The 23,075-nt window shown below is 44.1% G+C and carries 13 protein-coding genes and 1 pseudogene; 2 read left to right on the forward strand and 12 right to left on the reverse strand.

What is annotated here, in order from left to right; genetic code table 11:
• A partial coding sequence (locus tag Q0J81_RS11995; protein ID WP_294448156.1) for an ERF family protein occupies window positions 1–560 on the reverse strand: 560 nt, incomplete at its 3' end.
• Between the two features lie 96 nt (window positions 561–656).
• Entirely contained in the window at window positions 657–995 is a 339-nt protein-coding gene (locus Q0J81_RS12000; RefSeq protein ID WP_294448158.1) for a helix-turn-helix transcriptional regulator, read from the reverse strand.
• 368 nt (window positions 996–1,363) lie between these two features.
• Between Q0J81_RS12000 and Q0J81_RS12005 the strand changes: the two genes are divergently transcribed.
• Entirely contained in the window at window positions 1,364–1,636 is a 273-nt protein-coding gene (locus Q0J81_RS12005; RefSeq protein ID WP_294448160.1) for a hypothetical protein, read from the forward strand.
• 253 nt (window positions 1,637–1,889) lie between these two features.
• Window positions 1,890–1,973, forward strand: a pseudogene (locus Q0J81_RS12010) (IS1595 family transposase); the annotation flags it as partial.
• 149 nt (window positions 1,974–2,122) lie between these two features.
• Here the strand turns inward: Q0J81_RS12010 and Q0J81_RS12015 are convergent.
• From Q0J81_RS12015 to Q0J81_RS12060, 10 genes are all read right to left on the reverse strand, one after another.
• On the reverse strand, window positions 2,123–6,364 hold the full coding sequence (locus Q0J81_RS12015) for a hypothetical protein (protein WP_294448163.1): 4,242 nt from the start codon (window positions 6,362–6,364) through the stop codon (window positions 2,123–2,125).
• A 10-nt stretch (window positions 6,365–6,374) separates the two neighbouring features.
• A complete protein-coding gene (locus Q0J81_RS12020; RefSeq protein WP_294448165.1) occupies window positions 6,375–7,220 on the reverse strand; it encodes a hypothetical protein in 846 nt (281 codons plus the stop codon).
• On the reverse strand, window positions 7,217–12,652 hold the full coding sequence (locus tag Q0J81_RS12025; RefSeq protein WP_294448166.1) for a DUF87 domain-containing protein: 5,436 nt from the start codon (window positions 12,650–12,652) through the stop codon (window positions 7,217–7,219). Before Q0J81_RS12025 ends, Q0J81_RS12020 begins: the two co-directional genes overlap by 4 nt.
• Window positions 12,653–12,654: 2 nt before the next feature.
• Entirely contained in the window at window positions 12,655–13,128 is a 474-nt protein-coding gene (locus tag Q0J81_RS12030; protein WP_294448167.1) for a hypothetical protein, read from the reverse strand.
• Between the two features lie 38 nt (window positions 13,129–13,166).
• Entirely contained in the window at window positions 13,167–14,270 is a 1,104-nt protein-coding gene (locus tag Q0J81_RS12035; protein WP_294448172.1) for a hypothetical protein, read from the reverse strand.
• Window positions 14,267–16,471 (reverse strand): hypothetical protein, encoded by a 2,205-nt coding sequence (locus tag Q0J81_RS12040; protein ID WP_294448175.1) that lies wholly within the window; start codon window positions 16,469–16,471, stop codon window positions 14,267–14,269. The genes Q0J81_RS12035 and Q0J81_RS12040 overlap by 4 nt, the downstream gene beginning before the upstream one ends.
• Before the next feature lie 9 nt (window positions 16,472–16,480).
• The gene (locus Q0J81_RS12045; protein ID WP_294448177.1) at window positions 16,481–17,248 is read right to left on the reverse strand and encodes a phosphoadenosine phosphosulfate reductase family protein; all 768 of its coding nucleotides are present in this window, start codon (window positions 17,246–17,248) and stop codon (window positions 16,481–16,483) included.
• 2 nt (window positions 17,249–17,250) lie between these two features.
• Window positions 17,251–20,592 (reverse strand): hypothetical protein, encoded by a 3,342-nt coding sequence (locus Q0J81_RS12050; RefSeq protein ID WP_294448180.1) that lies wholly within the window; start codon window positions 20,590–20,592, stop codon window positions 17,251–17,253.
• A complete protein-coding gene (locus tag Q0J81_RS12055) occupies window positions 20,580–21,476 on the reverse strand; it encodes a DUF4007 family protein (protein ID WP_294448182.1) in 897 nt (298 codons plus the stop codon). Before Q0J81_RS12055 ends, Q0J81_RS12050 begins: the two co-directional genes overlap by 13 nt.
• A gap of 1,168 nt (window positions 21,477–22,644) precedes the next feature.
• On the reverse strand, window positions 22,645–22,887 hold the full coding sequence (locus Q0J81_RS12060; RefSeq protein ID WP_294448183.1) for a HigA family addiction module antitoxin: 243 nt from the start codon (window positions 22,885–22,887) through the stop codon (window positions 22,645–22,647).
• Between the last annotated feature and the right edge of the window lie 188 nt (window positions 22,888–23,075).

The following is a 23,075-nucleotide window of genomic DNA, read 5'->3' on the forward strand; positions in this document are numbered from 1 at the left end:
CTCACGCCGTCGATTTTTGGCAGATTTTGGTGAAGCGATACGGGGCGATTTGAGGCGTCTAAAATTTTGTTCGTGGATGAAGAGCTTTCCGAAGTGCCTTTTTGTCTCTGAGCGGCTTCTATAGGCCTTATTCGCGTTTTGGCCTGTTTTGGAGTAATCGAGGCTGCATTTCCATCATCATCCTCCGTCACGATACCGAGAATGGCGCCGAGAGAATACCTCCGGGCATAGGTGATGGCGCTGCCCATCCCCTGTGGATCGTTTTTCGGCAGAGGGATGATAGCTGTGCTGGAAATCCACTGACCGGACTCAGCGTGGATGAGACGAGTTTCTAAGCCGATATGTCCTGGTCCGAGTTCTACAGGAGCAGAACATGGGAGTTGGGTAAGCCAGATACCTTGGGAAGAAAGAAGAGCACGGCAGGATTCCATGACTGAGTTGAGTGTGGCGTATTCGTTGCCAATGAATGGATTTTTTGCGTCCTTTATAGCCGGTTGAAGTTGTTGTTGGACGATGAGCATAGCCTGAGCAAGCTTTGTGATGTCTTGAGACGTATTCATAAGAAACTCCATAAAAGAAAAAGGCCATGCGGAATGCACGACCTTCTTCTTGTTTCTTAAGACGATATATATTTGTAATTTAGTGAATAATAAATATTATTTTTTACATTTTGCAACTTTTATAATCTTTTCAGCCAGAATTATTATTTCACTCATAGCTGTTTCAGTATCACTAAAATTTTTCGTAATATCCAAGACTACACCTTCTTCATTATATAAAAATAACTCTGCCACTGGGCATTCCAACACCTGTGCTATCTTCTCAAGTGTTTGAAATTTAGGAGCAGTAATACCACTTTCAATGCGAGACAGAGAGTCTGGACCAATTCCTAGCTGTTCGGCCAGCTGAACTTGATTCATTCCCTTACGTTTTCTTTTGGCGGAGATATTAGCACCGACGATTATGGCAAGAGGTTCCTTGTTTTTTCTCGACACGTTCAACTCCTTTTTAGGATTTAAAACGATACGAGATTTTGAAAAGGGTAAGAATGGACTAATAACCATTTATTGACAGTTAGCCAATATTAAGAGAAAATTTTAGGACAAAGCGGATTAGTGACCAAACTCTCTGAAAGCTGAAATAAAAAAGGAGAGGTTAAACGTAAGTTAAGTCAGAAAGTACCATCCAGCGTTGCAAGTGTATTTTTACCAGTGCAAGATTAAGTGGCACAGGTGTTAACTGAATTTTGTCTCTGCATATTCAGTTGTTATTGAAAGTATAACTCAAATGCAATTAGAAAAGTTTTGATTATATGTATTGATTTTTATGTATAATCGAAAGAAATTTTAATTCTGAGGTAGCTATGTTTATTAAGTGTAAACAATGTGGCTATAAGGAAACAATCGATAAGCGTTTCATTCTTAAAGTCCTTGGTGGCGCAGTATCGGGATTTGGTTTTTGGGCTTGGGTTGCCTATTTTTTTGCTGGAACAGGACTTGCTCTCCCTATTTGTGTAGCATTAGTTACCGGTGGTGTTGCAGTTGCCGCGTTTTCTGATGAGATTGCTGTATGGGTAAGTAAACGATATTCGTGTCCTAAGTGTGGTAGACAAAGCTGGGAAGTGGTCGAAAAGTAGAGTATGACTACAATTCTATATTATATCGGACAAAGGAGTTAAGTAGACTGCTAGGCCAAGTAAACCTGAGCAATTTTGTTGTAAAACAAATTGGTGAGTTGTCCTTGTTTTCAATAAGCAGATTCTTGGCACATCCTATAGCAAATTGAAGTTGCTGGACGGTGAGCATAGCCTGAGTAATATTTCTGATATCCGGGGCTTGGGTATGATATCCTCTAGAATAATAAAAAAGAGAAGTCTGTCTCTGCCGCTCATAGCTTCCTTCAGAGAAAGAATCGCTCGCCATTGTGAGTCGGAAGCCCCTGTTAGAGGCGAAGTTGAAGTAGATGAGAGTTACTAAGGAAAAATTTTAGATCTAAAAGGTCAAACAGATTAATTAATCGGATAGGACACATCCTCAGAAAGGACAACTATCAGATCAAGTCTGAATTATTATAACTAAGGATCAAGTCAAGCATGTTACATGCTTAACCTGATCCTTATAATTTATTCTAATTCTTTAATCAGTCTCATAAATTCGAGCTTTCCATTATCATCAAGCGATTTGTACTCTGCGATAAGGTGCTCAATTTTATTTTGCTCATACCTTTTTTCGATACTAAGAATAAGATTAGTTAGGTCAGCTTTATTTTTTTCTGTCCAACATAACGGTCCATTTTCGCACTTTCGTTTTAAATCGAGACATTGAGCGGTCGTTAGTGTTGAGAGATTTTTAGCCTCATCACAAATTTTTTGCCACCAAACGTCATATTTTTGCTGCTTTTTGGAGGCAACATTCCGAGCATATTCTCTGAGAAAGTCTTCTGCAGACAAACCAAGCTCTGCGGCATCGATGACCTCTTGGCAGGAGTTGACTATCCTTGATAGTTCATCTGTAAACTCTCGTTCATTGCCTGAAATAAGTCCAATTTCCGAATAGGCTTCTAGAGAGGCGGTAACGACTTTTTGCATGTCGCAGAGATCTTGGTAATTGCGCTCTCCTTCGGCCTTTGTAATAAGCGTTGCTAGCTGAGAGGCATAAATTTTAGCAGAGGCCGGATCTCTAAAGCTAGGTGAAAGAATGTCAGAAATACAAGCTTTCAGTGCCTTACTTTCCTCGGTTACTTTTTTCTGAAGCTCTTTGACAAGTAGTTCAACCTCATTGGCTTGCGTAGGAATAATTTTAGCATACTTAGAAAGTTTATTAAGATAGTTTTGAGATGTAGTTACCATGTGTTGTAGCTCTGAAAATGAGCTCCCCGGTATTCGCATATGGAGACGGAATACCTCCGTTTTAATTGCATTAACATCTTCATGTGCAGCCGCATATAGCTCAAAGGCGTGAATCTTTTTTTCACGATCCTGTCTGAAGTCTTCAGCTTCTGATAATAGTTCAATTGTTTTTAGATTTCTAAGAACTTTCTCTGACTTTTCCATATAGTCCTTAGCTGCGGTAGGGACGTAGCTTCGAGGAACCATTTGATTTTTAAGCGAGGGATACCAGTCTTGGACAAGGACTCTTGCTTTGGCGTACAGAGTTTGAACATCATTGAATTGTTGCGACGTCCAGCAATGTTTTTCCCTTTCCATTTCGTTAAGAAGTGATTTTAATCGGTATGTTCCAGAGAGGAGCATATAAGCGTCATGTTCGTTTTTAACTCTGTCTAGCTTGTCTTCTGCCTCCTTGAGTTTATTTTCGTAGACAAGAATCTTCTGGTATGCATTTTGACCGTCCTGGACCATATCCCATATGCCGGATTGAAGATGAGGAGGCGGGGTGAGTTGTTGCTGTAGCTCAGTAGCTCGTAGGCCAAGTTCATGACGATGCGAATAGAACTCTGCAGAAGCCCATTCATCCAGAAGTTGTTTCCATTTTTCAGGAGTATCTCCAACAGGGATAAGGTACACATTGTCCCACTTGGGAGTGGGCAAGTTTTTGCCATTAAAGACTTTAAGGCTCCAGTTGGCGGGCGTATCTGGCGAGTCATTTCCTTGTTGTATGAAGATCTCCTCTGAAAGGGCTCCCAAAAAGGCAGATATTGCAACTTGAGCAGAAATTTGGTTTGCTCCGTAGGGAGGAGAAATGAGCTCTTTATAAAGGGTGCCGAGTGTCAGCTTTTGCTGTGATTCAAGTTCAGAATGCCATCGACGGAAAATATCTTTAAGTAGACTATAGCCAGGAGTTAGGGAAACCCCTCTATCATTTACGACCTGCCAAGACAGGTGCAGAAGTTCCCAGGCCCTGTTTTTATGTTCGCTTTCAAGACGTTGGAGGTATGTATTGTTCACCCGTCCTGATGGCAACTCTTTGGCTAGAATAGCGCAAGTAGTGTGAGCTTTGCCACGTGAAGTTGAAAATCCATCAACTGGAAATGTAAGAGGAGAGGGATATAGATCCTCAAAAAGTTGAGTCATAATGTCGTCAAGGCGAGTTTTTGTACTGTCTCGAATTAGAGATATATAATTTTTACATTTTAGTAACTTGAAATGTATTGATTTTATATTAAATCTAATCTTTTCAGCACGCTGAGAGATAATACCTGAAAATTTTCTTTTTTCAGAATCATCAAGCTTAGCTATGATATCAAGTTCAGTAAGATTTTGAGCGAGTTCTCCATCCTCGTCATAAAGTAAAACGCAAATGATAGGTAGTGAGGGAATCTCAAGTTGAGCAGATTTTTCTTGAAGTTTTTTGAGTAGATCGCTTTTTAATGCAGAAAGATCTTCTTGAGGAGCGACGTATGTATAGATAATACGTCCCTTAGCTTTGTCATAAGAGGAATTGTCTTTCCACTCGGAAACGGCATTTTCGATATGCGATATGACGTTTTGGCTGTGCGCAGCCACAGCAGAGAAGCTCCATTCTTTTGTTCGAATGTTATATTTTTCTCCAAATGAAGTAGTATAGTCTCGACAATTCTCGCATTCACTCAGTGCCATTGTTGCAAAAAGCATGTTTTTACTATTATTATCATAATTATATGATTTTTGCCTAATTAATTTCTGATATTCAAGAAGTGGACCTCTATCGCTGATAAGTTCATATCTATTGATAGAGCTATCCCACTCAATAACATTGTATTCTGTAAGTAAAATTTCTAAACCATTAGTTATATCGGATCGATCATATCCTGTAATAATCTCTAATGCACTAATTGCATGATACTCTTCCTTGCAAACAAGACCTATTTTTGTACTAATTACTATAGCTCGTAATATATTAATCTCACGCTTACTAAGACTTTCACCGTATTTATCTGAAATAGTAGTATAGGCAAGGGCTGTGCCTCCGAGTCGTCCAGCCTCTTCAGCGGCTTGGAGCTCTTCCAAAAGACTGTTTGACCACAGCGATACGGGAGGAAGACCTATTCGGGGAATAGAGCTAATTACAGTATCTCCATTGACTTTGAAGGCCTCGTCGAGAAGATAAAGAGCTGATCTTTCCTGTAAATATTTTCCTGCCGCCGATAAGTAATAGATGAACCACATGGCGTGAGGAGACAGAGGCCAACATCTTTCTATAATTACTTTTTTGAAAATATCACTATTAGTCCATGTTGAACTATCACGAGAGCTTGGAAAAAGTGTATTGATAGTAAGCCTACTTTGTTCTATGAGAGACGTGTCACGAAGAAATGGTGCATCTCCTTTTATATCAATGCGGCTTGCTATAATAGTCTCAATATTGGTTGACAGATAAATTTTTGTTGCAGAATCATATCGTGTTATGTATCGCTTCATCTCACTTTTATCGTTTGCAGAAAGATTACTTCTATTTTCATAAGCATTTAGTTCATATTGAATGAATCCTATAAAGCTGATGAGAGTGTCCTGGGCCTGCACGGCTTCAAATAAATCTTGGAGAATACCATATCCTGCTAAATGAGGCTTGACCGTTGAAAATTCAAGATATTTACCGAACTCGTCGAAAAAAATCATACAGGAGCGGTAGAACTTATCAGTGCCACAGTAATGGTCACAGATGACTTCAAATAGAGATTTAAGTGTCTCTGCTTTGGAGGTGTCGATAGTAATGCCAACACGATTTTGCAGGAAGTCATAAACATTTTTGAACGTTTCTTCCTCATGTTGAAGGAGTGCAACCTCAATACTCTCTATGCTCGTGTGATGTGTTGAGGCAACTAGTTCAGCTTGGTAGTCGGCATTAAGAGGTTTAATAAGACGTATAGCGTTTTGGAAGCGAGGACACACTTCATCTACATCGGAGGTATCAAGACCATCAGCTTTGAGCTGATTGAGGACTTTTTGCGTAATTTCTGAAAGAAGATTGACTTGATTCAGTCCATTAAGTGTAATGACAAGAACTGGTCGACTATCTTCTTCTATGTAGGATATTACTTCTTTTGCTAGAGATGGACTGGCAAGTTTTAGAGCAGAAATAACTTTAGAAGCTGTTTCACTTTTTGGGGCATGGAATAGTTGACTCAGGGTCAGAGCAAGATGGGATTTGCCAGTTCCGTAGCCGGCAATAACGAGCGTAAATGGTTGATCATCTAGTCCAAAGCTCCTCTTCATAAGAGAAGTCGCGAATGATGCAGTATCGACAAGGCGATGTGAAGAGCGGATATCTGAGGCACTTACGGCATGTGTCTCAGGCCCGTGGAAGACGAAGTTTTGGGCAGCATCCTCAGCTTTTTCAGGCGATGAGTAAAACCAATCGGTGTCTATGGCCCCGTTGAAAAATTTATCCTTTCTAAAAGCAACAATATCGTTAAGTACGGTAGCCATAATTAACTCCTTACAGAATGTCGTCGTAAATATGCGGCCATACCTGGTCGGCAGTACAGCGACGGATGATTAGCCAAGGGGTCATATGTCGATCGATGGATATGAGGCCTCTACTTTCCCATTGCGTGAACAGCATAAGTTGCTCATTAGTTGTCCATGCCGTGATGTTTGTCCACTTAGTATATTTCTGGAAGGTAGAGAGGGGAACTTGATGAGTATCAGGAAAAAAATCATCTAATAACTGAAGAAACCATGCTCCATATCCTGCGATGGTTTCTTCAGTGATCGGCGGAGAGACTCGTTCGAGTACTTTACCGTTTTTCTTGATAGCTCCGCATAGTTCAAATGAGGCACTGTCGTTATACATGCCTATCATAGGACCATCGAGATTCTTGCCTTCAAAAAAGGACGCAAGGTGTGTCTGAAGTTGCTCAGGTGTGAATTGCCAACCCAAGGGCGTAGGAAAACCATCCGCAAAGGTATGTACCCAGGCTTTTGCTCCTGATAGAGGATGGCAAAGGAAGAGGTGAGCTATCCATTGGGTGATAGGAAGCCTCAGATATGGATCTTCGAGAAACACTTTTTTCCCGAAGGGGGTAAGCATGAACTCCTTGACCCCCGTCGTTTGTTTTTCTGAAGAATTGGTAATCAACCACATACCTGTGCAGTAGCCAATGGTAGGTTTTACTTTTCCAGTGCTTTTTCCCATGGGGATATTCGTTGCTTCGCTTATTTCTTGTGGAGTCCCTTTTTGGCCAGAGGCGACAAAAGCCATTAACGAATGAAGGTGGTTCCTTTCAGGTTTAAAGGTACAATGAAAGCGAAGGGGTAGAAGGGAAGACTTTTGGGAATTCATGAGAAGTCTCTCTCTTGGAACGAAGCAATTTTAATTTTGCGAACAGTCTGTCTCAAGCTGCCAGTAGTCTCGTTCAGTTCAGGGCCAACGAAGTAGCATTCGCCTTTATTCAGACTGCCGAGACGACTTTTCCACTCTTGTACAGAATAGTTACCATCCTTGTCATGGAGGAATTTGGCAAAGTCTGCTAGTTCAGTACTGCTGGGTTGGAAGACAAGCATCTGGGTAGCCTGAAGGAGGGTAGCCGATGTGTAAGAAGAGGCTCCCCCAATGCCTTTGAGCGTTTGAGTAGCCCCCATGAGAGCAAGTCCAAATTTACGTCCTTCCGTAACATATTTTGCAGTCGGAGCATTTTGATCCAAGTCGAGGTTTTGTATCTCATCGAGTACGACGACTTTGGGCTTCTTATCATTACCCTCGTTTCTTTGGACAAAGGCGTAAAGATCCCATAGCAAGAATTCGATAACGGCTTTCGCGGTGTAGTCGTCAATGGCTTGGAATTGGAAGATCTTGTTATGTATCTCCGAATTGAAAATGTCGTCCCAGCTTAGCTTTCCTTCCGTCGAAAAAGGAGCCTTCAACAATATCTTCTGTATCCTGTTAAGCAAGGTTTCGATCGTACTCGAACCTTTTTCTTCTGTCTTTGCAAGTAAAACTTCGTAAAGCTCTTTGAATGTGAAGTTTTCTCCCTTGGCTTCTATGCCAGCATAGATGGCTTTTTCAAGCTCTTCAGCCTGTTGTGTCCCAAGTCCGTAAACCTTGCGGAAAATAGCACCGACTCGCGAGGCAAGATCCATGGGGTCTTCATTGCGGAATTTGCTACCTAGCGGAAAGCGCTGTGGCTGGAATGGATTCAGCGGTAGCGGTTCCTCTACGACATAGTGTTGAGCTTCTTCGGGGAAGAATTGTTCAGCGCCTTCTTTTATTTCACGAGTTGTGAAGCTTTGAGTGTAATCAAAAATAAGGTTGTGAGCTCCGGCATGGGCTAACTCACTAAGGATACATTGCATAGCATATGTTTTACCACAACCAGAAGAGCCGAAAAGAAGTATATGTCTATTATTGAGCCCAGGATGACCAAATTCCCAATAGACTTTCTTCCCAGAACTGGTGTTGCCTAAATAGACTCGTATTTTGGAAAGGTCGAAAAGTTTAGTCTGAGCGGTGTTGTTAGGTGGCGTACTAGTATCGTCGCCTATATCCTTAGAATTTCCTTCAACAGAAAATTCAGGATTCCTATCGTGTTCGATAGCATCTTCTGGTTCAGCTTCAGCCGACAGCCCAACTGTGTGCTTCTCTCTTTCGATAGGTTCAATTTCGATGTTTTCGTCTTCTTGGTCCTGAAGGCTGATGGAATCGTTGGTGAAGTCTGATGTCGTGAGTAGTGCGGGGGAATAGACTTTCCAGCCTTCCTCGTCCTCGTCCTCTTCAAGATCATCATCTGTTTCAGCTTCGTTGCAAGATTGAGGCTCATCTTCTTCGTATCCGTATTCAGGAAGCTCAAAAGATGCGGCTTCGGAATCTATCAGTAACTGGTCCCAGGTGCGGGAGGCGTTGTAGGAATCTTCGCTCATCAGGGCTTCGATGCTCTTGCCGCCGAAGGTGTAAAGAACGCCACGGACGTTTTCAGCGATGTTCCAGCGCGTCAGGCAGAGCGGGGCAGGGCTGTCGTCGCGATCGGTCCAGAAAGCAAAGATAGCACCTCCAAAATCAATGGAGAAATTCCCTTCTGCAAGGTTTTCGAGGTACATTGTGACCTCGGAGACTTTTTGGCGATTTTCTGCTTCGATGGAACTGCTGATAATACGATGCAATTGCATCCACCAGTAACGCCTATCGGGTTGACTGTCATCGAGGAGTCCCGCTTTGGAGCCTGGAACGAAAAGTGGAGATAGTTTTTCATAGCCTTCTTTAATTTGTATCTGAGCGTCTTCAAGTTCTCGATGGTTCGCCGCGCAGAGTTTGCATTCGATAAGGCGAGCATGGAGATTTAGAGTACCATCCGGCCTCTTATCGGCGGTGAGCCAGAGAAGATCTGGGCGTTTCTTGCTCTCGGAGAATTGAAACCAGTGCGGATAGTCATCCAGCGAGACAAGGATGTTGCAGAGGCTATTGTCATTTGGCTTAATGAAACGATATGTCAGGGAATGAGCGATAAAATCATGTATATGCATATCCTGATGGGATGCCGCTCTGACAAGGCTCAATCCGGTTAGATTTGCTGAGGCCTGATAGATTTTCTCTGCCATGACACTGCGCTTATGTTCATTCCATGCCTGTGATGGGAATAGTCCTCCGAGTGAGGAAGTGAGGGAGCGAATGAGATCTTTGGCATCGCTTTGCTGAGTAGAAACAGTGTAGTTTGCTTCACCGTACTTGCCTACGCCAGATCCGAAGGAGATGATGTCCCTATGATCCGTGGTAGACATGAGGAGCCTTCTATCGATATTGGGGTCGACGCACACGACCCAATCGGTGCAGTCATGGATGAAGCCAATGAGTCTTATCCAGTCGGATAGATCGATTTCAGAGCGGATGAAATTGTTCCGCTGGTCACGCTGGCAGAAAGTCCCGACCATATTCGAAAAGTGGGTGCTGAGGCGGAACTGTTTATGTGAGATGGTACGGCTTCTTCGAGTTTGCTGTATAGTGATAGAGCATTCTTTCTTTTCAAGTATCGGAAAACGAAGAGAATGCAGCGGGGGTAGGCTCGATGTGTTGTAGATAAAGTGTGCAAAGTTTTTGCCATAAAGTGTGACATCGCTGAAAAATGCGATGTTGGCGTTGAAGCCAATATCTTTGAGGACTTTTATATTTGCGTCATGTCCTTGTTTGACGGGCAGTATCTTATGAGAGATGACTTTACGAGTTCGGCTGTATGGGGAACGAGGATCGGAGGAGATCTTTTCCTGCCAGACTTCGTTCCACTGCGCGATATAACCGGCAATATCAGCTTCATCACGTTTGTCAGTATAGAAATCTATTCTGAGCTGATATGAAGAGCCTCGGTTGAGAAATTTGTCCTGATCGCTCTTATCGTAATGTTCATCCTCAGCAAGCCATTGGAGATAGTGATGGATTGCCGATATAACGGGCTGGATATCGGTGCTTCTGAAGAAAGCAAGGTGTATACCATCCCATGCATGAGGATGGGTTCGATAGTAGTTTTTCAGAACATGAAAGATCATCTCGGAGTCGTTGGACGCTGCAAATAGCTCGCTGCTTTTGACTTCATCCGCGACTTCGACAGGGTCAAGAGAGACTCGTGTAGAGAGGAGGTTGTCCGTAGAAACTTCCGCCTGACCGATCTTGTGTATGAGTCCGGTACCGCGACAATCTACAGCGATATCGCCATTGAGCTCTTTTTTTAGAGCCTGAATAGGGGCATGTATGCTTGCAAGGGAGATATATCGTTCCCAGAGCAATTTAGGGAAATTCTTAGGCGGCAATTGTAGTGCTTTAGCGCAGGCGGCCCCAAAGCCCGCGAATAGATAGATCATCTGTGCATCGAACATTTCTAAGAGAGTAGGATGCAAGATGGTAACAATGCCGGAAGACTCACATTCATCCCAGACTTCCCGCTTTTCGGAGTGGATATCCTGAGTAATGAGGAAAGCGCGCATCATCATGAAGCAGAAGTTGCTACTCTCTTCCATATGCATCTCTGCCGCTTTATCACAAGTCGAGGCATATGTGTCCTGCAGTTCACGCCATAGGTCTTGACCTTCGGCATAGAAAACTCTGAGCAGGCCTTCCGTTGCAACTTTTTGCATGAATTTTCGATAGATGTTGCCAAGTCTAATCATATAGGGGAGTAGAGGATCGGGGGAACCCGAGCTCTGCAGCCCTTGGCACATATTGACTGTACGTGCGCCGTTCGTTTCCGCGAGACAGTGGCGGAGTATTTCGCGACTGTCTTCTTCGCTGGAAGAGGCGAGTAGTTCTTCGTAGTAACGCAGATGGAAGAAGGGGAGATAGCGTCCTGATTCAGGCATTTCTCGCACACACTGCTCAATCAGCTCGATAGCGAGACGATAGTCGTCAGAGGCGTTTATCTTCCAGATGAAATCCTGTTTGCAAATCGTGTTGCAGGAACCGGCGAGCTGGATTCGGAACTGTAGTTCAGAGGCTGCTTTCTTTTTGGCATGACACTCGATTTCTTTGAAGATATTGCAAGAAACATCGAGATCCTCTAGTCCAGGGACGTGCAGACGGCTGGTGATGACTTCATCAATACCGCCGATGAGTCTGTTTAAATCTTCTTTGGCAAGGTCTGCGACATCCGCCGCGCTGCCAGCTATATTGTCTTCATAGCCATATTTGTAGCTAATGCCGGTGATGGATATGGAGCTGAGGACTTCCTTTTCCTGCCACGCCCTTTCCTTGCAGAAAGCCTGGAAGAGCTTCCACACGGCAGACAATATGGCGTTGACAGGGTACCCGCTTAATTTGCTGATGGAATCTTTGGGCTTGGTCGTTTTTTTGCCGGTAAGGAGCTTTTCATAAACGACAGGAAAATCGCAGGAGAGCAGTTTGCTCTTCATGCCGTAATCTCTGTCTCCGATATAGCTTTGCAAAGCGTCAATGAGTTCCTCAGCCGAACCAAAAGAGCCAAGATAGGCAGGATCGATCTCAAGCTCACCGTTTTGTATTTTTTCGTTAGCCCGTGAGAGAGCCTCCGAGTATGATTTGCGCCGAGTCGAACTGATATTGTTGAAGATAAATAGATCTCGTGCGCAGGCAAAATATTCAGAGAGTTTCTTTGATTTTTTGATCTGTCCTTCGTAAGAGGTGAATCTGGGCATATTGAAAATCGACAGCCCTGAAAGCATACGCCCTCTGATTTCTACCAGGCTGGAACAGTCTTTAAGTTGGAGGTTATCCAACCAATTGCTGAGCGCGATAAGGCCGGCACCAGGCAGATCGTTGACGAGCAGCAGAATATGGCAGAGCGCGTCACCTCCGGTATCATCAAGTGCTGCCTGTTGCAGGATGAACTTTTCCCAAGCCTTGAAGTTCTTCCCGATGATTTTATCCATGAGATAATCTGTATCGAGACAGAGAAAATCGCTCAGACTACCCTGGTCTTGTATCTTATCGATACCGCAGAGCAGGAGTACAGAATGCCTCTCGTTCGGTGTCTCATTGCGATAGGAAGTAAGGCTGCGCCCCTCTTCCAGCCATCCGTAGGAACGGGCTTCATCACGCTGATGTTCGCTCCACTCAGCAGTCATCTCTTCCGCCATCTTGATGTTGAGATGGAGATCGGAGTAACGACGAGAACATTCTTCTCTTACGGCTCCGGCGATGTCGAGCATCTGTTCGGCGTCGAGAGACGGCATGGTCAGCGTGATCTTCGACGTCGCAGAATTTCTGTTACGATCTACCTGCTGGACAAAGGCTTTGAGGAAGGTCTTCGTATAATATTTCATGGTCAGTCCGTATTCAGAGAAACAGGATTGTGGACGAGGGAACAGGAGTCAGAAAGCGGGATAAGCATGGCGGCCTGTTCCAGTAGAGTACTCACCCAAGCATCGATATTGTAGTTAGGATCATCGCAGGCGTTTCCGGTCTCTTTCATGGCAAGGCGTATGGAGTCGCGGTCAAAGGCGATGCCAAAATGCTGGTAGACTTCTTTTTTAAACTGATCGTAGGTGATGTCGTGCTCTGCCGGTACGAGTGTCAGCACGAGAGTGCGAAGAATGTTTTCTGTAAGCACGAGTCGTTCCCCGCTGCCCTTGCGTGGTACAATGAAGCCCATGCTTTTGCCTATCTTTCTGAAGACCGCAAATCCGTGTGATTTATCGGCTTCTTTGAAGTAGTCATTTCGGTATTTACTGCTTTCGTTAAATTTTTTGCGTTCGTCATCGTCTTCAGGGAGATATGAGTGTACGGCGGTATAGATCATCTGCTCCGTATGGCGGAAACTGACCTCGGAGAGTTTCCTTAAGCGGGGGATGGTGCAGTTTTCGGGGGATGTGACGAAGCTGTAGCCCAGCCAGTTGCTGGCAAGGGGAGTTTTTCGTTTTTGATCCGCTGGGCGGACAGATAGGTGAGGTGACGCAGGATATGCAGGTCAAAGAGCATCTCGAGTCGTGCAATGCATTCGAGAGTGTCGAGTTTCAGAGTTAGGATGCGGGAAAGTTCCACAGCGAAGACATAGCCAATCTTCCAGCTTTCTTTCGGACATGCTTCGGGATACGCCTCTGTGCTCACAAAGTGTGGGCGTTCAATTCCGAAGTGGCGTTCAAGATCCGTCTTATAGGCACTTTCGTTTTCATCGTTGTTTTCAATGAACGCTGCAAGCTCGTCCAGCTGTAGAGAGGAGTCCAGAAGGCGAGTGAGACCTTCTTCCAGCTTGAAATGGAGTTGTGCCGGGTCGGCTTCTTCGGTGCTGAACTCAAGCTTGGCTTCACGGATGAGATCGGTCACTTCGCCTTTAGATCGACTCAAGGCAAGACAGAGTTGAAGATAGAAAACTTCGCCTCCTCGAGCTAGAAAAAGATGCTGTGTATGGGAGAAATTATCTAGTGCCTCTCCCCAGTAGGAGAAGGATTTTGCTTTACTAGCTTTCCATATGGATTCTTTACTCAGCATTCTCCGTGATAAAGGAAGGAACGTCTGAGCGCACCATGTACGCCCATTGCCAGCCCCCTGCAGTCCGAGGAAGAGATCACGAAGACTGTCCAGCACATCACTGACGGTAATGTCGCCTTCCGGCACTATTTTTTTTGCGAGGTCATCCCTGAGCTCATCTAAATGCTCAAGATGCGCGGGATCTCGGCTGGAAAGCCGACTAGCCCCCAGAAAGGAAAAAAGTTTTAGATCCAGTCTGGCGCGCGGAGCATATCTCAGCCGAGCACCGTCCTCGAGACACTCATCAAGTGCAGTATAGCGAGGAAGGCAGGATTTGAAGGTGTCGCTATCCTCGTGCCAAGTTTTGGGTGCACTGGCGATGAGCAGGAATTCGTGCAGGAACTCAAGGCTTGTCTGGTCTGCATATATTCTGTTGCCGAACAGCCTCACTGCGGGGTTTATCTCTTTACTCATTTGCGCACCACCAATTTTCCATTATTGAAGAGACAGGAATACAAACTGGTATTTTTGTCAGCAAGTGTGCGTACCAGCGTGATTTGCTCTTTTTGACGGTTGCGACTTGCAAGAGCCGTTTTAAAGGTTTCAAGCCGCTGCGTATACGCCGCACTGAGCGAACCTGCCAATTCTCCCTGATAGCGACGTTCGACATAATCGAGAAAGGCTATATCAAGGTCGAGGCTTAGGGTAGCATCTCGGCAAGAAGGTAAGCTCAAAGCGAATCTATTCTCTGTGCCTATAATGGAAGGGCATTTCTTCCACTGAAGGGTATCGAACTCATCATCAATGCGTATCTGTGCAGTGAGAAGCTGTACGCTTTGGCGCAGACCGACGGCATTCCTGTGCTGGGTAAGATACAGCACTTTAGAATTTTGCATCTCATCGCACTGATGGCCGGAGAACTGCTCATAAAGTACGGCAAATATCTTATCTGCAAGCCGTTTTTTTTCTAACGGGCTTATCTGACCTTCTTTTTGCCAGACCTGCCAGCGTCTCGTGTAGATGGAGTCGAGATACTGATCGATATCTTTTTCAAAGTGAGGTCCGTCTGCCATGAAATAGAGAATTCTGCGCAAGGTGCTCCGGCTTTTTGCCGCGTTTGCAGAAGAATCGAGGCGCAGACCAGCTTTCCTTAGCTTACCAGCGTATTCTTCCCACAAGGGAGAGAGTTGCAAAGGCGGCAAGCTTTTGGAAAGCGTCCATAAAGTGCGCTCAAGCTCAGGGGACAGGTGCGACCCGAACGTAGCTTTACGCAGAGCACGTATTGCCTGCATCTGCGTAGCCTCTTTGAGATCCTCCTGACCATTGTTGCCCCAAAAAAGATGGAAGAAACTTTTGTTATGAACTTTGCCGATATTGGTTTTCGCATCTGCTTCAATGTCACACCTGTCCTGTCCGCCTGTAAGCGTCCAAGCTAGATGTTCCATGAGCTGCCTCATGGTGAGTCTTTGTCCATAGGCCAGCAGGCGCTGATAAATGAGGAATATCCTGTCTACACCTCGGCTGTTATTTGCCGTAAGAGCGTTGCGATTGCGCAGGATAACGCAATAATCCCGGCAGGAGCAGCTTTGACAATATTGCCAGTTGTCATCTGACAACATTTTTTGGAAAACACGCTTGGCTAGCGGAAGGTTGTCAAGTTTGGCGAGGTTATAGATACTGAATTCCCGCCCCTTATAGATGAATTTACCGTTTTCCTTATTAAATTCCCTCAGAAGCGTAGCTTCGGTTTCAAGCGTGTTCTCACCGCTTTCTTTGAACATTTTTAAGAGGGCACCGGTGTTGGATACCAGAAGAAATGTACGAGTCGACGTGAGAATTTGTGTGAGAAGACCAGCGGTATCTTTGTTCTCACTCAGGTCTTTAACTATGGAAATATTTTTCCCTGTTACATCCATGACAGGGGAGAGTGCGAGCTTGGCATTTTTGGGAAGGTTGGCAAGTTTTCTATACACTTCCAGAGCAATAGTAGACTTGCCGTCACCCGCATGACCGGTGAGGATGACATGTCGCCCTTGTATCAGCTCGTTATAAATACGCTCTGCAAGAGGATGCTCTTCCTCGATGAGAGCGAAGTTTTCGCTTTGAGCCTGAAACTCGGCTAACGCTCCAGTATTGTTGCCTTGCACACTTTGCATTGTGTTGAGGTAGACAATGAAAGGATTAGAGCCAGAAGACTCTAATAATGTTTCAACTTGTTGGAAATCATTAATTGAATATTTTCTGACAATAGTGTCCATAAAAATTTTTCGATTGTGTTTATTTCGTAAAAAAATATCTATTTCTGAATCAAAGCTTCCAAACTCAATATGTTCTAGAAGTCTTGATTTTGTGAAGCGTTTGCCTTCTTTTTTTAGCTCCTCTACAATATGCTCATGACCTGTTTTATACTTAATATTCCATATGCCATCTCCTTGAAGATGAAAAAATGGATATTCTATTAAAATCATACTATTTGGTATTGTTGGGTCTAATAAATTAACATATTTTTTAAATAGATTTTCTAATTTATCAGTTATTTTAAATTTATTTTCTATTGATTCGTCTTCTTCATAAAGATGGGCAAGAGCTAAAAGCAAGGCAGGCTTATGAGGTGAACGTTTTCCATTTTTACTCCCAACACGTAGAGAGGATATGCGATTTAAAGCGGTGAGCATGTCGGTCTCCTAAGAATTTTTCCAGAGATCACAAAGACGCTGATTGGGAACGAATTTTTTCTCCGCTGCCTTGAGTCTTTTTTTATAATTTTCTTTGATTTCTTTAACTCTCTCAGGCCTTGCTAATTCAAGAAGACTTTCCCCTTCGTTCCATGTAAAATTATCTTTTTCATACTCGTGAGCCTTTTGAAAAAGGTGAGGATGGTTTTCTAAAAGGCCGACCCATTCTCTTTTTTGTTGATAAAAACAGAAGAAACAACCTGAGCGAGACCGCCATTTATAATACTCAGGAAGGCCAAGACCCGCTTCATCTAGAATTCTAAACACATCGGATCGAACGATATTGTCCTCAATAAATGGAAAAATTGTTTGTAGCGTATCTTTTGTCGGAATAAATCCCTTTCGCGTTAATTCATCTGCTCTGATGCCAACATAACTATAAACAAAATCATTACCTATATAAGTATTATACGGCGCGAGCTTAAGAACTCGAGTACACCATCGTGTTCTTGCATCAGGTAAGACGCCATTAAATAGGTCTAAATAGTATTTAAAGTCTTTGTCTGATTTTAACCAGACAATTTTTCTTCCGAGATAATCCTGAAGCTTATAGATGTAATCATAAGTTTCAGGAAGTTCTTCTCCAGTATCACAAAAGACGTACTCAAGATTCGGTATTTTATCGCGAAGGTAAACAGCGAGAGCGGAGCTGTCTTTACCGCCCGACAGGCAGACGATATGCCGCCCTTCTTTGCCGATGTTGTCTCGCCAGCCCATGGCTATTCCTCCGAGTTGAGTATGAATTCCTGCAAGGCCGCACGAACGACCTTTTCAGGGTATTTTTTCTTTAATGCTTGTATTTTTTTCTTGATCTGGTCAACTACTTCTCCTGTTTTTTCTTTTTCCGTTGGAGAAAGTAGGATATCGCCAAGAGCAAACTTGCAGTAGTATCTGAATTTTTCACCAATGTTTTTTGCTAATTCAGGAAAACGATCGATTTCAGCATCAGACCACTGTTCAAATGCTTTTTTAGCAATAAAAGAAAGAACTTGCTGAACAGAAGAGACACCATCTTTGCGGACTACGTTGGCCAAGAAGGGGGAGAGCTCCTCATCTTTTATCCGTGGAGCTAGTTTGGAGGATATATCGACCAGCTCTTTCCAGCCGTTGTCCGTTGTTTCCAGTCCACAGGCACTCAGCAGGATGCTCCGGCAGGTTTCTTCCTGCTTGGGGGCAAAGCCTTCAAAGATGTCCAGGCACGCTTGCAGTCGCTGTACATAGGTATCCACAAGAGAGGGAGCTAGGCCAATATCCGTAAAGGGGGTACTGCCAAGTGCGAGAGGTAGATCGACGAACATGAGTTTCTCTGGCTCTTGGGCCAGCATAAACGTCCTGCGCATTTTCAGTGCAGATTGATTTTCCAGCTTGTTGGTGCGCTGTGTAATGACGGGTAGGCTGAACATTCTTACGAATAGCTGTTTTGTCACGGCAACAGTGTCTGACTCCACGTCCAACATCATAGCAAGCTTATCGATGAGCTGACGGCGTGCTCCAGAGATGCGGATGCCGGAGACACTGAACAGTTTGGGGCGTCTTTGAAGGAGCTCGAAGTGAGGCAGACTCGGATCGGGAAGGAAGCTGTTTTCGCGGTAGAGGAACAGGTTTTTACGATGCAGATACCAGAAAATGGTGAATAACAGAGGATGCAGCCCCTCTGGAATGCCGTATGGACGGTCGGCCATTTTCTGGAACAAGGCTGTGAGCTCAACGCGTTCTGCTTCTGAGTTGAAGATTTCCTGCTCCATGAGTTCGAAGCATGGCCGAAGATTGAGTCGATCGTTTTCCTTTTCAGGAAGAGTCAGAACCCATGTTTGAGTTTTTTCGTCATAGATATGGAGGCCACCCTGCTTGAGTATAGAGGCATAAATACTCATTTCTGCAGGGAAACCAACGATGCCGAGGTTTTCTAGATGTGAGCGCTCAAGTATGCCTTCCATGACGATGCGTCTTGCCATGGCCGCGGCAGAAGAGATGTTGTCGCGGGCGATGAGCTCGTTGAGTATGCGAGGAGCTTTGTTGTAGAGCGTGTCGCAAATATCGGAAACGAGGCGAATGACGCCGGTAAAGTTTTCGATGTTTTGCTCTTCGCCGTTATAGAAATAACGGCAAGCATTGCCCGCAGGGGCAGGACGAGGATCGAGAACCCACTGAGCTTGTCTTTCAAGGCTGGTGCTGCACTCAACTCGACGAAGATCAAGCTGGCGTCGTGCGGTTCTATCGTTGCGGAGTCCTGGTGTATTCTCTGCGACCCATTCAAGACAGGCCATCTCTTCAATGAGATTCAGCAGTACATCCATCTGGTGAGGGATGGCCACAACAATAGTGTCGTCGAGTTTTGTTGCCTGAGTAGCTTCCTTGCGTAGAGTGCTTATGCTGCGAAAGGGGAGTACAACAACGATTTGTCCACAGGCATCGGTATTTTTTTTCGTAGAATGACTACTTAGATTCGTTACAAATGAAACATCGAAATAGCGATGCGTGCCTGTCTGCAAGGCATGGCGGCGAGCTACGATATATTTCTCGGATAGAAAACGTTTGAATGTCTTCAGCAGACTTTCATGATCGTTTTTGAGGTGGGATCGAGCTTCTTCGATACGCTCTGCGATATCGATATCGCTACCCTCGCCGATACGGTAACTGTCGTGGAGGCGATAGTATGTAATGACTGAAGACTGCTTCAGTATTTTTATATCGCGGTCAATATTCTGGGGCTCAGAAACAGCGCAGGTCAGCAGATCTCGTCCTTTTCCATGCGCAGAAAGGATGCCGCGCACACTGAGAATGCCTATGGTCTCAAGAAGTCGGATACAGCTTTCGCTCATTCTTGGGTGTTCTTCGATGGCAGCCTCAGCGGCTAGGAGAGAACGCCCCTGGGGAAGCCGGGCAAGACTGGATGCGAAGTTGACCGTGAAGAAACGATAGAATTCCGCGAGGCGGATGAAGCCGTGATCGTCATCTGTACTATGGCTATGGATAAAATGCTGGAAAGAATGTGGCTCTTCGCTGCTTAACCATGTGAAGATGGAACGCTCATTTTGACCAAGGTTGCGGAACAGCCACGGCATAATGAGTAGTGAGAGTGGATGGATGGGCCAAGCTCCAACGGAGAGATTTCGGAATTCTTCTTCGCTCAAGCCTATGGGAAGGCGGACATTTGCCGCTTTGATCTGATGGACTTCATGGTCAATGGCTGTGAGTATCGGAGTCGGAAGTTCATGAGGATGTTGAATTGCAGCAGAAATCATCCTCATGGTTGCAACACCAGATTCGGCAAAGGGGATAGACTCAAAGCGTTCCTGTACTTTATTCCATTCCGCCCTCATCGTTTTGTCAGCCAATTCGACGTATTCATCAAAGAGCTGATGTAGGGAGATCAAAAGGATAAAAGGAAATTCCTGATGATTGGCAAGTTCGGCGACCTCTTGGAAGAGGTAAAGGTCTCCGTCGATATTATCCTGTAAGGCATATTCGAGAATCTTGCCTGCTTCATCCAAAATAAAGAGGACGCCAGAAAAACCCTGTGTTTGGCTTTGGCAGGTCAGTTCCTTAAAAACATTAAGAACTACTGAGGAATCTTTCCAGAGTTCTAGGGACAGAATGTTGGCTAGATGATCTTTGAGACTGATTATGGCGTCAGTTGCTTTCAGTTTGTTTAACGCGGCGGCGATGCTTTCACAGAAGATACGACCAGGAGCCTGTTTGCGGGCGGTTACGGAGATGGTAAGGAAGCCATTTCCTCGGGCTTGCCGACAGCTTTCTATAAGATCAGGAGAGGTATTTTCAAGAAATGACAAGGCATTGCTAGCAAGATCTTTATCCTGCCCCAGCAATTGTGAAAGGAATACTGAAAAGGAGGACTTGCCCGTCCCGTACGGGCCGTACAGAGAAAAGGCACGACTTGAGTTTGTATGAATACAGCCGATGATTCGCTGCAGAGCTTCCAAAATATTCGGCGTTATGATGTAGCCGTCAAGACTACAGGCGGAGTCGACCGATGCAGTCAGGTTGATCGCCCTTTGGTAGCGGGGAGAAACCTTGAGCAGGGAAGTTAATAGCTGCATGTGGTATCTCCTTTATAATAAGCATCAAGTAGGATTAAACCATCGGGCAGATTGCAGTGTACTGTCGCCGGAGATCCCAACGATTTTGTTAAACTGAAAAATTTACTGAATTTGGGATGTCCTAGCAAAGTGTTAATGGCTTCTTCTAATGAACTTTCATCCAGCATAAATACTTGACCTGGGCTATACTCTCCGTGAAGAGCCTCTTTAAGGAACATCTGTTTCCTTTCGGTGATATGAAGCCGTTCCCAGATGGCATAGCCGATCACATGTGGAGGGAGAGAGCGTTTAGGACCGATATTAAATCTATAGCTTCCTATCTCTGACGGAAGCGGTTCAATCAGATGCAGATCCTGCAAGGGGCTTTCAAATTTTATTTCTTTCGACTTGGAAGTGTGCTGCTTGGCGCTGTAAGTACGAATGTAACATTCGATATCTCTGTCGATAATAGTTGAAGATATACGTTTTTCATTAGCAGAGATAATTTTATTTTCGATATATTCTTTGAGCTCAATTTTGGAGAATTCGTGACGCCTTAGCAGGGAAAAAATCACAGTTCCAGCGGTTAGGTATGCGGGATTAGTAGCAATCTTCCAGTGGATGAGCCACCAGGATGCATCATCTTCTAAATATGGATCCCAGCCGTTTTTTTCATCAAGAATTCGTTTGGCAAAAGAGTTTAGTTTTCCTGTAGGGCTTAGTAACCCTGCAATTTTACACCAATACTCGATGCTGCTAACCATATTTTTGCCAACACCAAGATGAACAAGAGCATCAGGGGCAGAGAAGGAACAAGAAGCATCTTGGCAAAATCTAAAGCCTTTTTCTAGCCAGCCATATCGTAGAGAAAAAGTTTGATGCCCAGAAAACTTGAATTTGCTCATTTTATACACTCACCACGATTAAAATCGTCGTTAGTTTAGCAGAAATAGTGCTAGTTTCAAGAGATAAAAAGAAGAGAAGTAAAATTGAATAGTTGTTTCAGGGAGCTATGAAAACCATAGTTAGAAGATGAATTGATGGACATGTATCTGCCTAGAAGATTTGAAAAATTGTTTCCGTCGTATGAACCCATGAGTTAGTAGCTAGCCGTTTCTGGTTCGGGGCTTTTTATACAAGCCTAAAACCTTCGGTTCTTACTAGGGACCCAAATCTATCTGCATCTGAGATCGTAAATAAAACTAAAAATGTCTTTGTCTTCTGATATGAGTGAGTTAGAGAGAACTTTCCGAGACGTCTAGTATTTCTATGCCTACTATTCATAGTTTGAACAGTAGCGGACGAATACTAATAAGGCTAGATTGCTTTAGAGATCTTCTAGGTAATTATAGAGTTGTGGCGAAACGTAACCTGGTAAGACTCATCAGAATTGTCTTGTAGAAGTGTTCTCAGAACCGTTTATTTGGGGATACCGTACATTGGAGTGGGGATGTTCGATGCCTTTCCCAACAAGATAAAGTAGCAGGCGTGAGTTTCCTATTTGCCGCAGTATTCTACGCCGTTGTCGAGCTGAACGGATAATCCCCATGTTTTGTGAGGCAAAGAATAGTACGTAGTTTGTTGCTTACCCTAGCCTGTCATGAGCAGAAAGTTCATAGCAAACTCGACAAATTATTGCCTAATTCGCCCGATTAAGAAGTCCAGTCTTGTGCTTGATGATGTTTTCGTTAAAACTTTTTATGGGAATTCCTTGAGTATGGCGTCCAGTTAATGGAGGGCTTGCGTGTCCATCAAAACGGAGGTCCTTTTTCTTTTTAATAGTCGATTGTCAGAGCAAGTCGAAACTAGTTTATATCATGCAATTATTGCAGATAGGTCTACGAAGTCAGGCATCTTGTCAAGAATACTTTTTTTCCTCAAGTGCTGGTGATGTATTGCATATACAGTATGTCAAAAGAAGAGCTTCTTTTGTTGACACCGTGCAAATCAGATGTATAATTTGACGATAATGTCTATCACAATTTCGATGCGTCGAAATTTTTACGTCCATATGAAGAGGATCGACTTTTTCCCGTCGATCCTCTTTTTGTACCCAAATAATGTATTTACTGCTTATGAATTCAATTGAGCTATATCGTAATCTACCTGTTTTTCCATCCAGTATTTTGTTGTTGTATTGAGTGCTTTGGCGAGTCTTATGGCGGTGTCGAGGGTGATGCTTCTTTTTGTATGAACAATCTCATTGATGCGTGATGGAGAGACTTCAATCATTCGCGCAAATTCAGAGATGTTCATATCCTTTTGTTTGATTATATTTCTCAGTTCTATTCCTGGATGTTCTGGAAATAGGTCCATACTACACTCCTTGTTATTCGAATATCATACTATAATTATAAAATTGATTTTATAACTAGATCCGCCTCTGCCCCTGTAAGTTCATCGATGTTCTTGTTGATGATCTTCTGAGAGGACTCGTTACCTGATAGTCCTTTCTTCTTGGACTTGGATTCGATGAGGCTTTTTTGTTTTTCCGTGATAGGTTT

This window comes from uncultured Mailhella sp. (assembly GCF_944324575.1).
GTDB lineage: Bacteria > Desulfobacterota > Desulfovibrionia > Desulfovibrionales > Desulfovibrionaceae > Mailhella.

Excerpts from the sequence above, each read along its gene's own strand:
- Q0J81_RS12005 (WP_294448160.1), top strand. The coding sequence starts at position 1,364 with ATGTTTATTAAGTGTAAACAATGTGGCTATAAGGAAACAATCGATAAG.
- Q0J81_RS12015 (WP_294448163.1), bottom strand. The coding sequence starts at position 6,364 with ATGGCTACCGTACTTAACGATATTGTTGCTTTTAGAAAGGATAAATTT.
- Q0J81_RS12020 (WP_294448165.1), bottom strand. The coding sequence starts at position 7,220 with ATGAATTCCCAAAAGTCTTCCCTTCTACCCCTTCGCTTTCATTGTACC.
- Q0J81_RS12025 (WP_294448166.1), bottom strand. The coding sequence starts at position 12,652 with ATGAAATATTATACGAAGACCTTCCTCAAAGCCTTTGTCCAGCAGGTA.
- Q0J81_RS12030 (WP_294448167.1), bottom strand. The coding sequence starts at position 13,128 with ATGATCTATACCGCCGTACACTCATATCTCCCTGAAGACGATGACGAA.
- Q0J81_RS12035 (WP_294448172.1), bottom strand. The coding sequence starts at position 14,270 with ATGAGTAAAGAGATAAACCCCGCAGTGAGGCTGTTCGGCAACAGAATA.
- Q0J81_RS12040 (WP_294448175.1), bottom strand. The coding sequence starts at position 16,471 with ATGCTCACCGCTTTAAATCGCATATCCTCTCTACGTGTTGGGAGTAAA.
- Q0J81_RS12045 (WP_294448177.1), bottom strand. The coding sequence starts at position 17,248 with ATGGGCTGGCGAGACAACATCGGCAAAGAAGGGCGGCATATCGTCTGC.
- Q0J81_RS12050 (WP_294448180.1), bottom strand. The coding sequence starts at position 20,592 with ATGCAGCTATTAACTTCCCTGCTCAAGGTTTCTCCCCGCTACCAAAGG.
- Q0J81_RS12055 (WP_294448182.1), bottom strand. The coding sequence starts at position 21,476 with ATGAGCAAATTCAAGTTTTCTGGGCATCAAACTTTTTCTCTACGATAT.
- Q0J81_RS12060 (WP_294448183.1), bottom strand. The coding sequence starts at position 22,887 with ATGGACCTATTTCCAGAACATCCAGGAATAGAACTGAGAAATATAATC.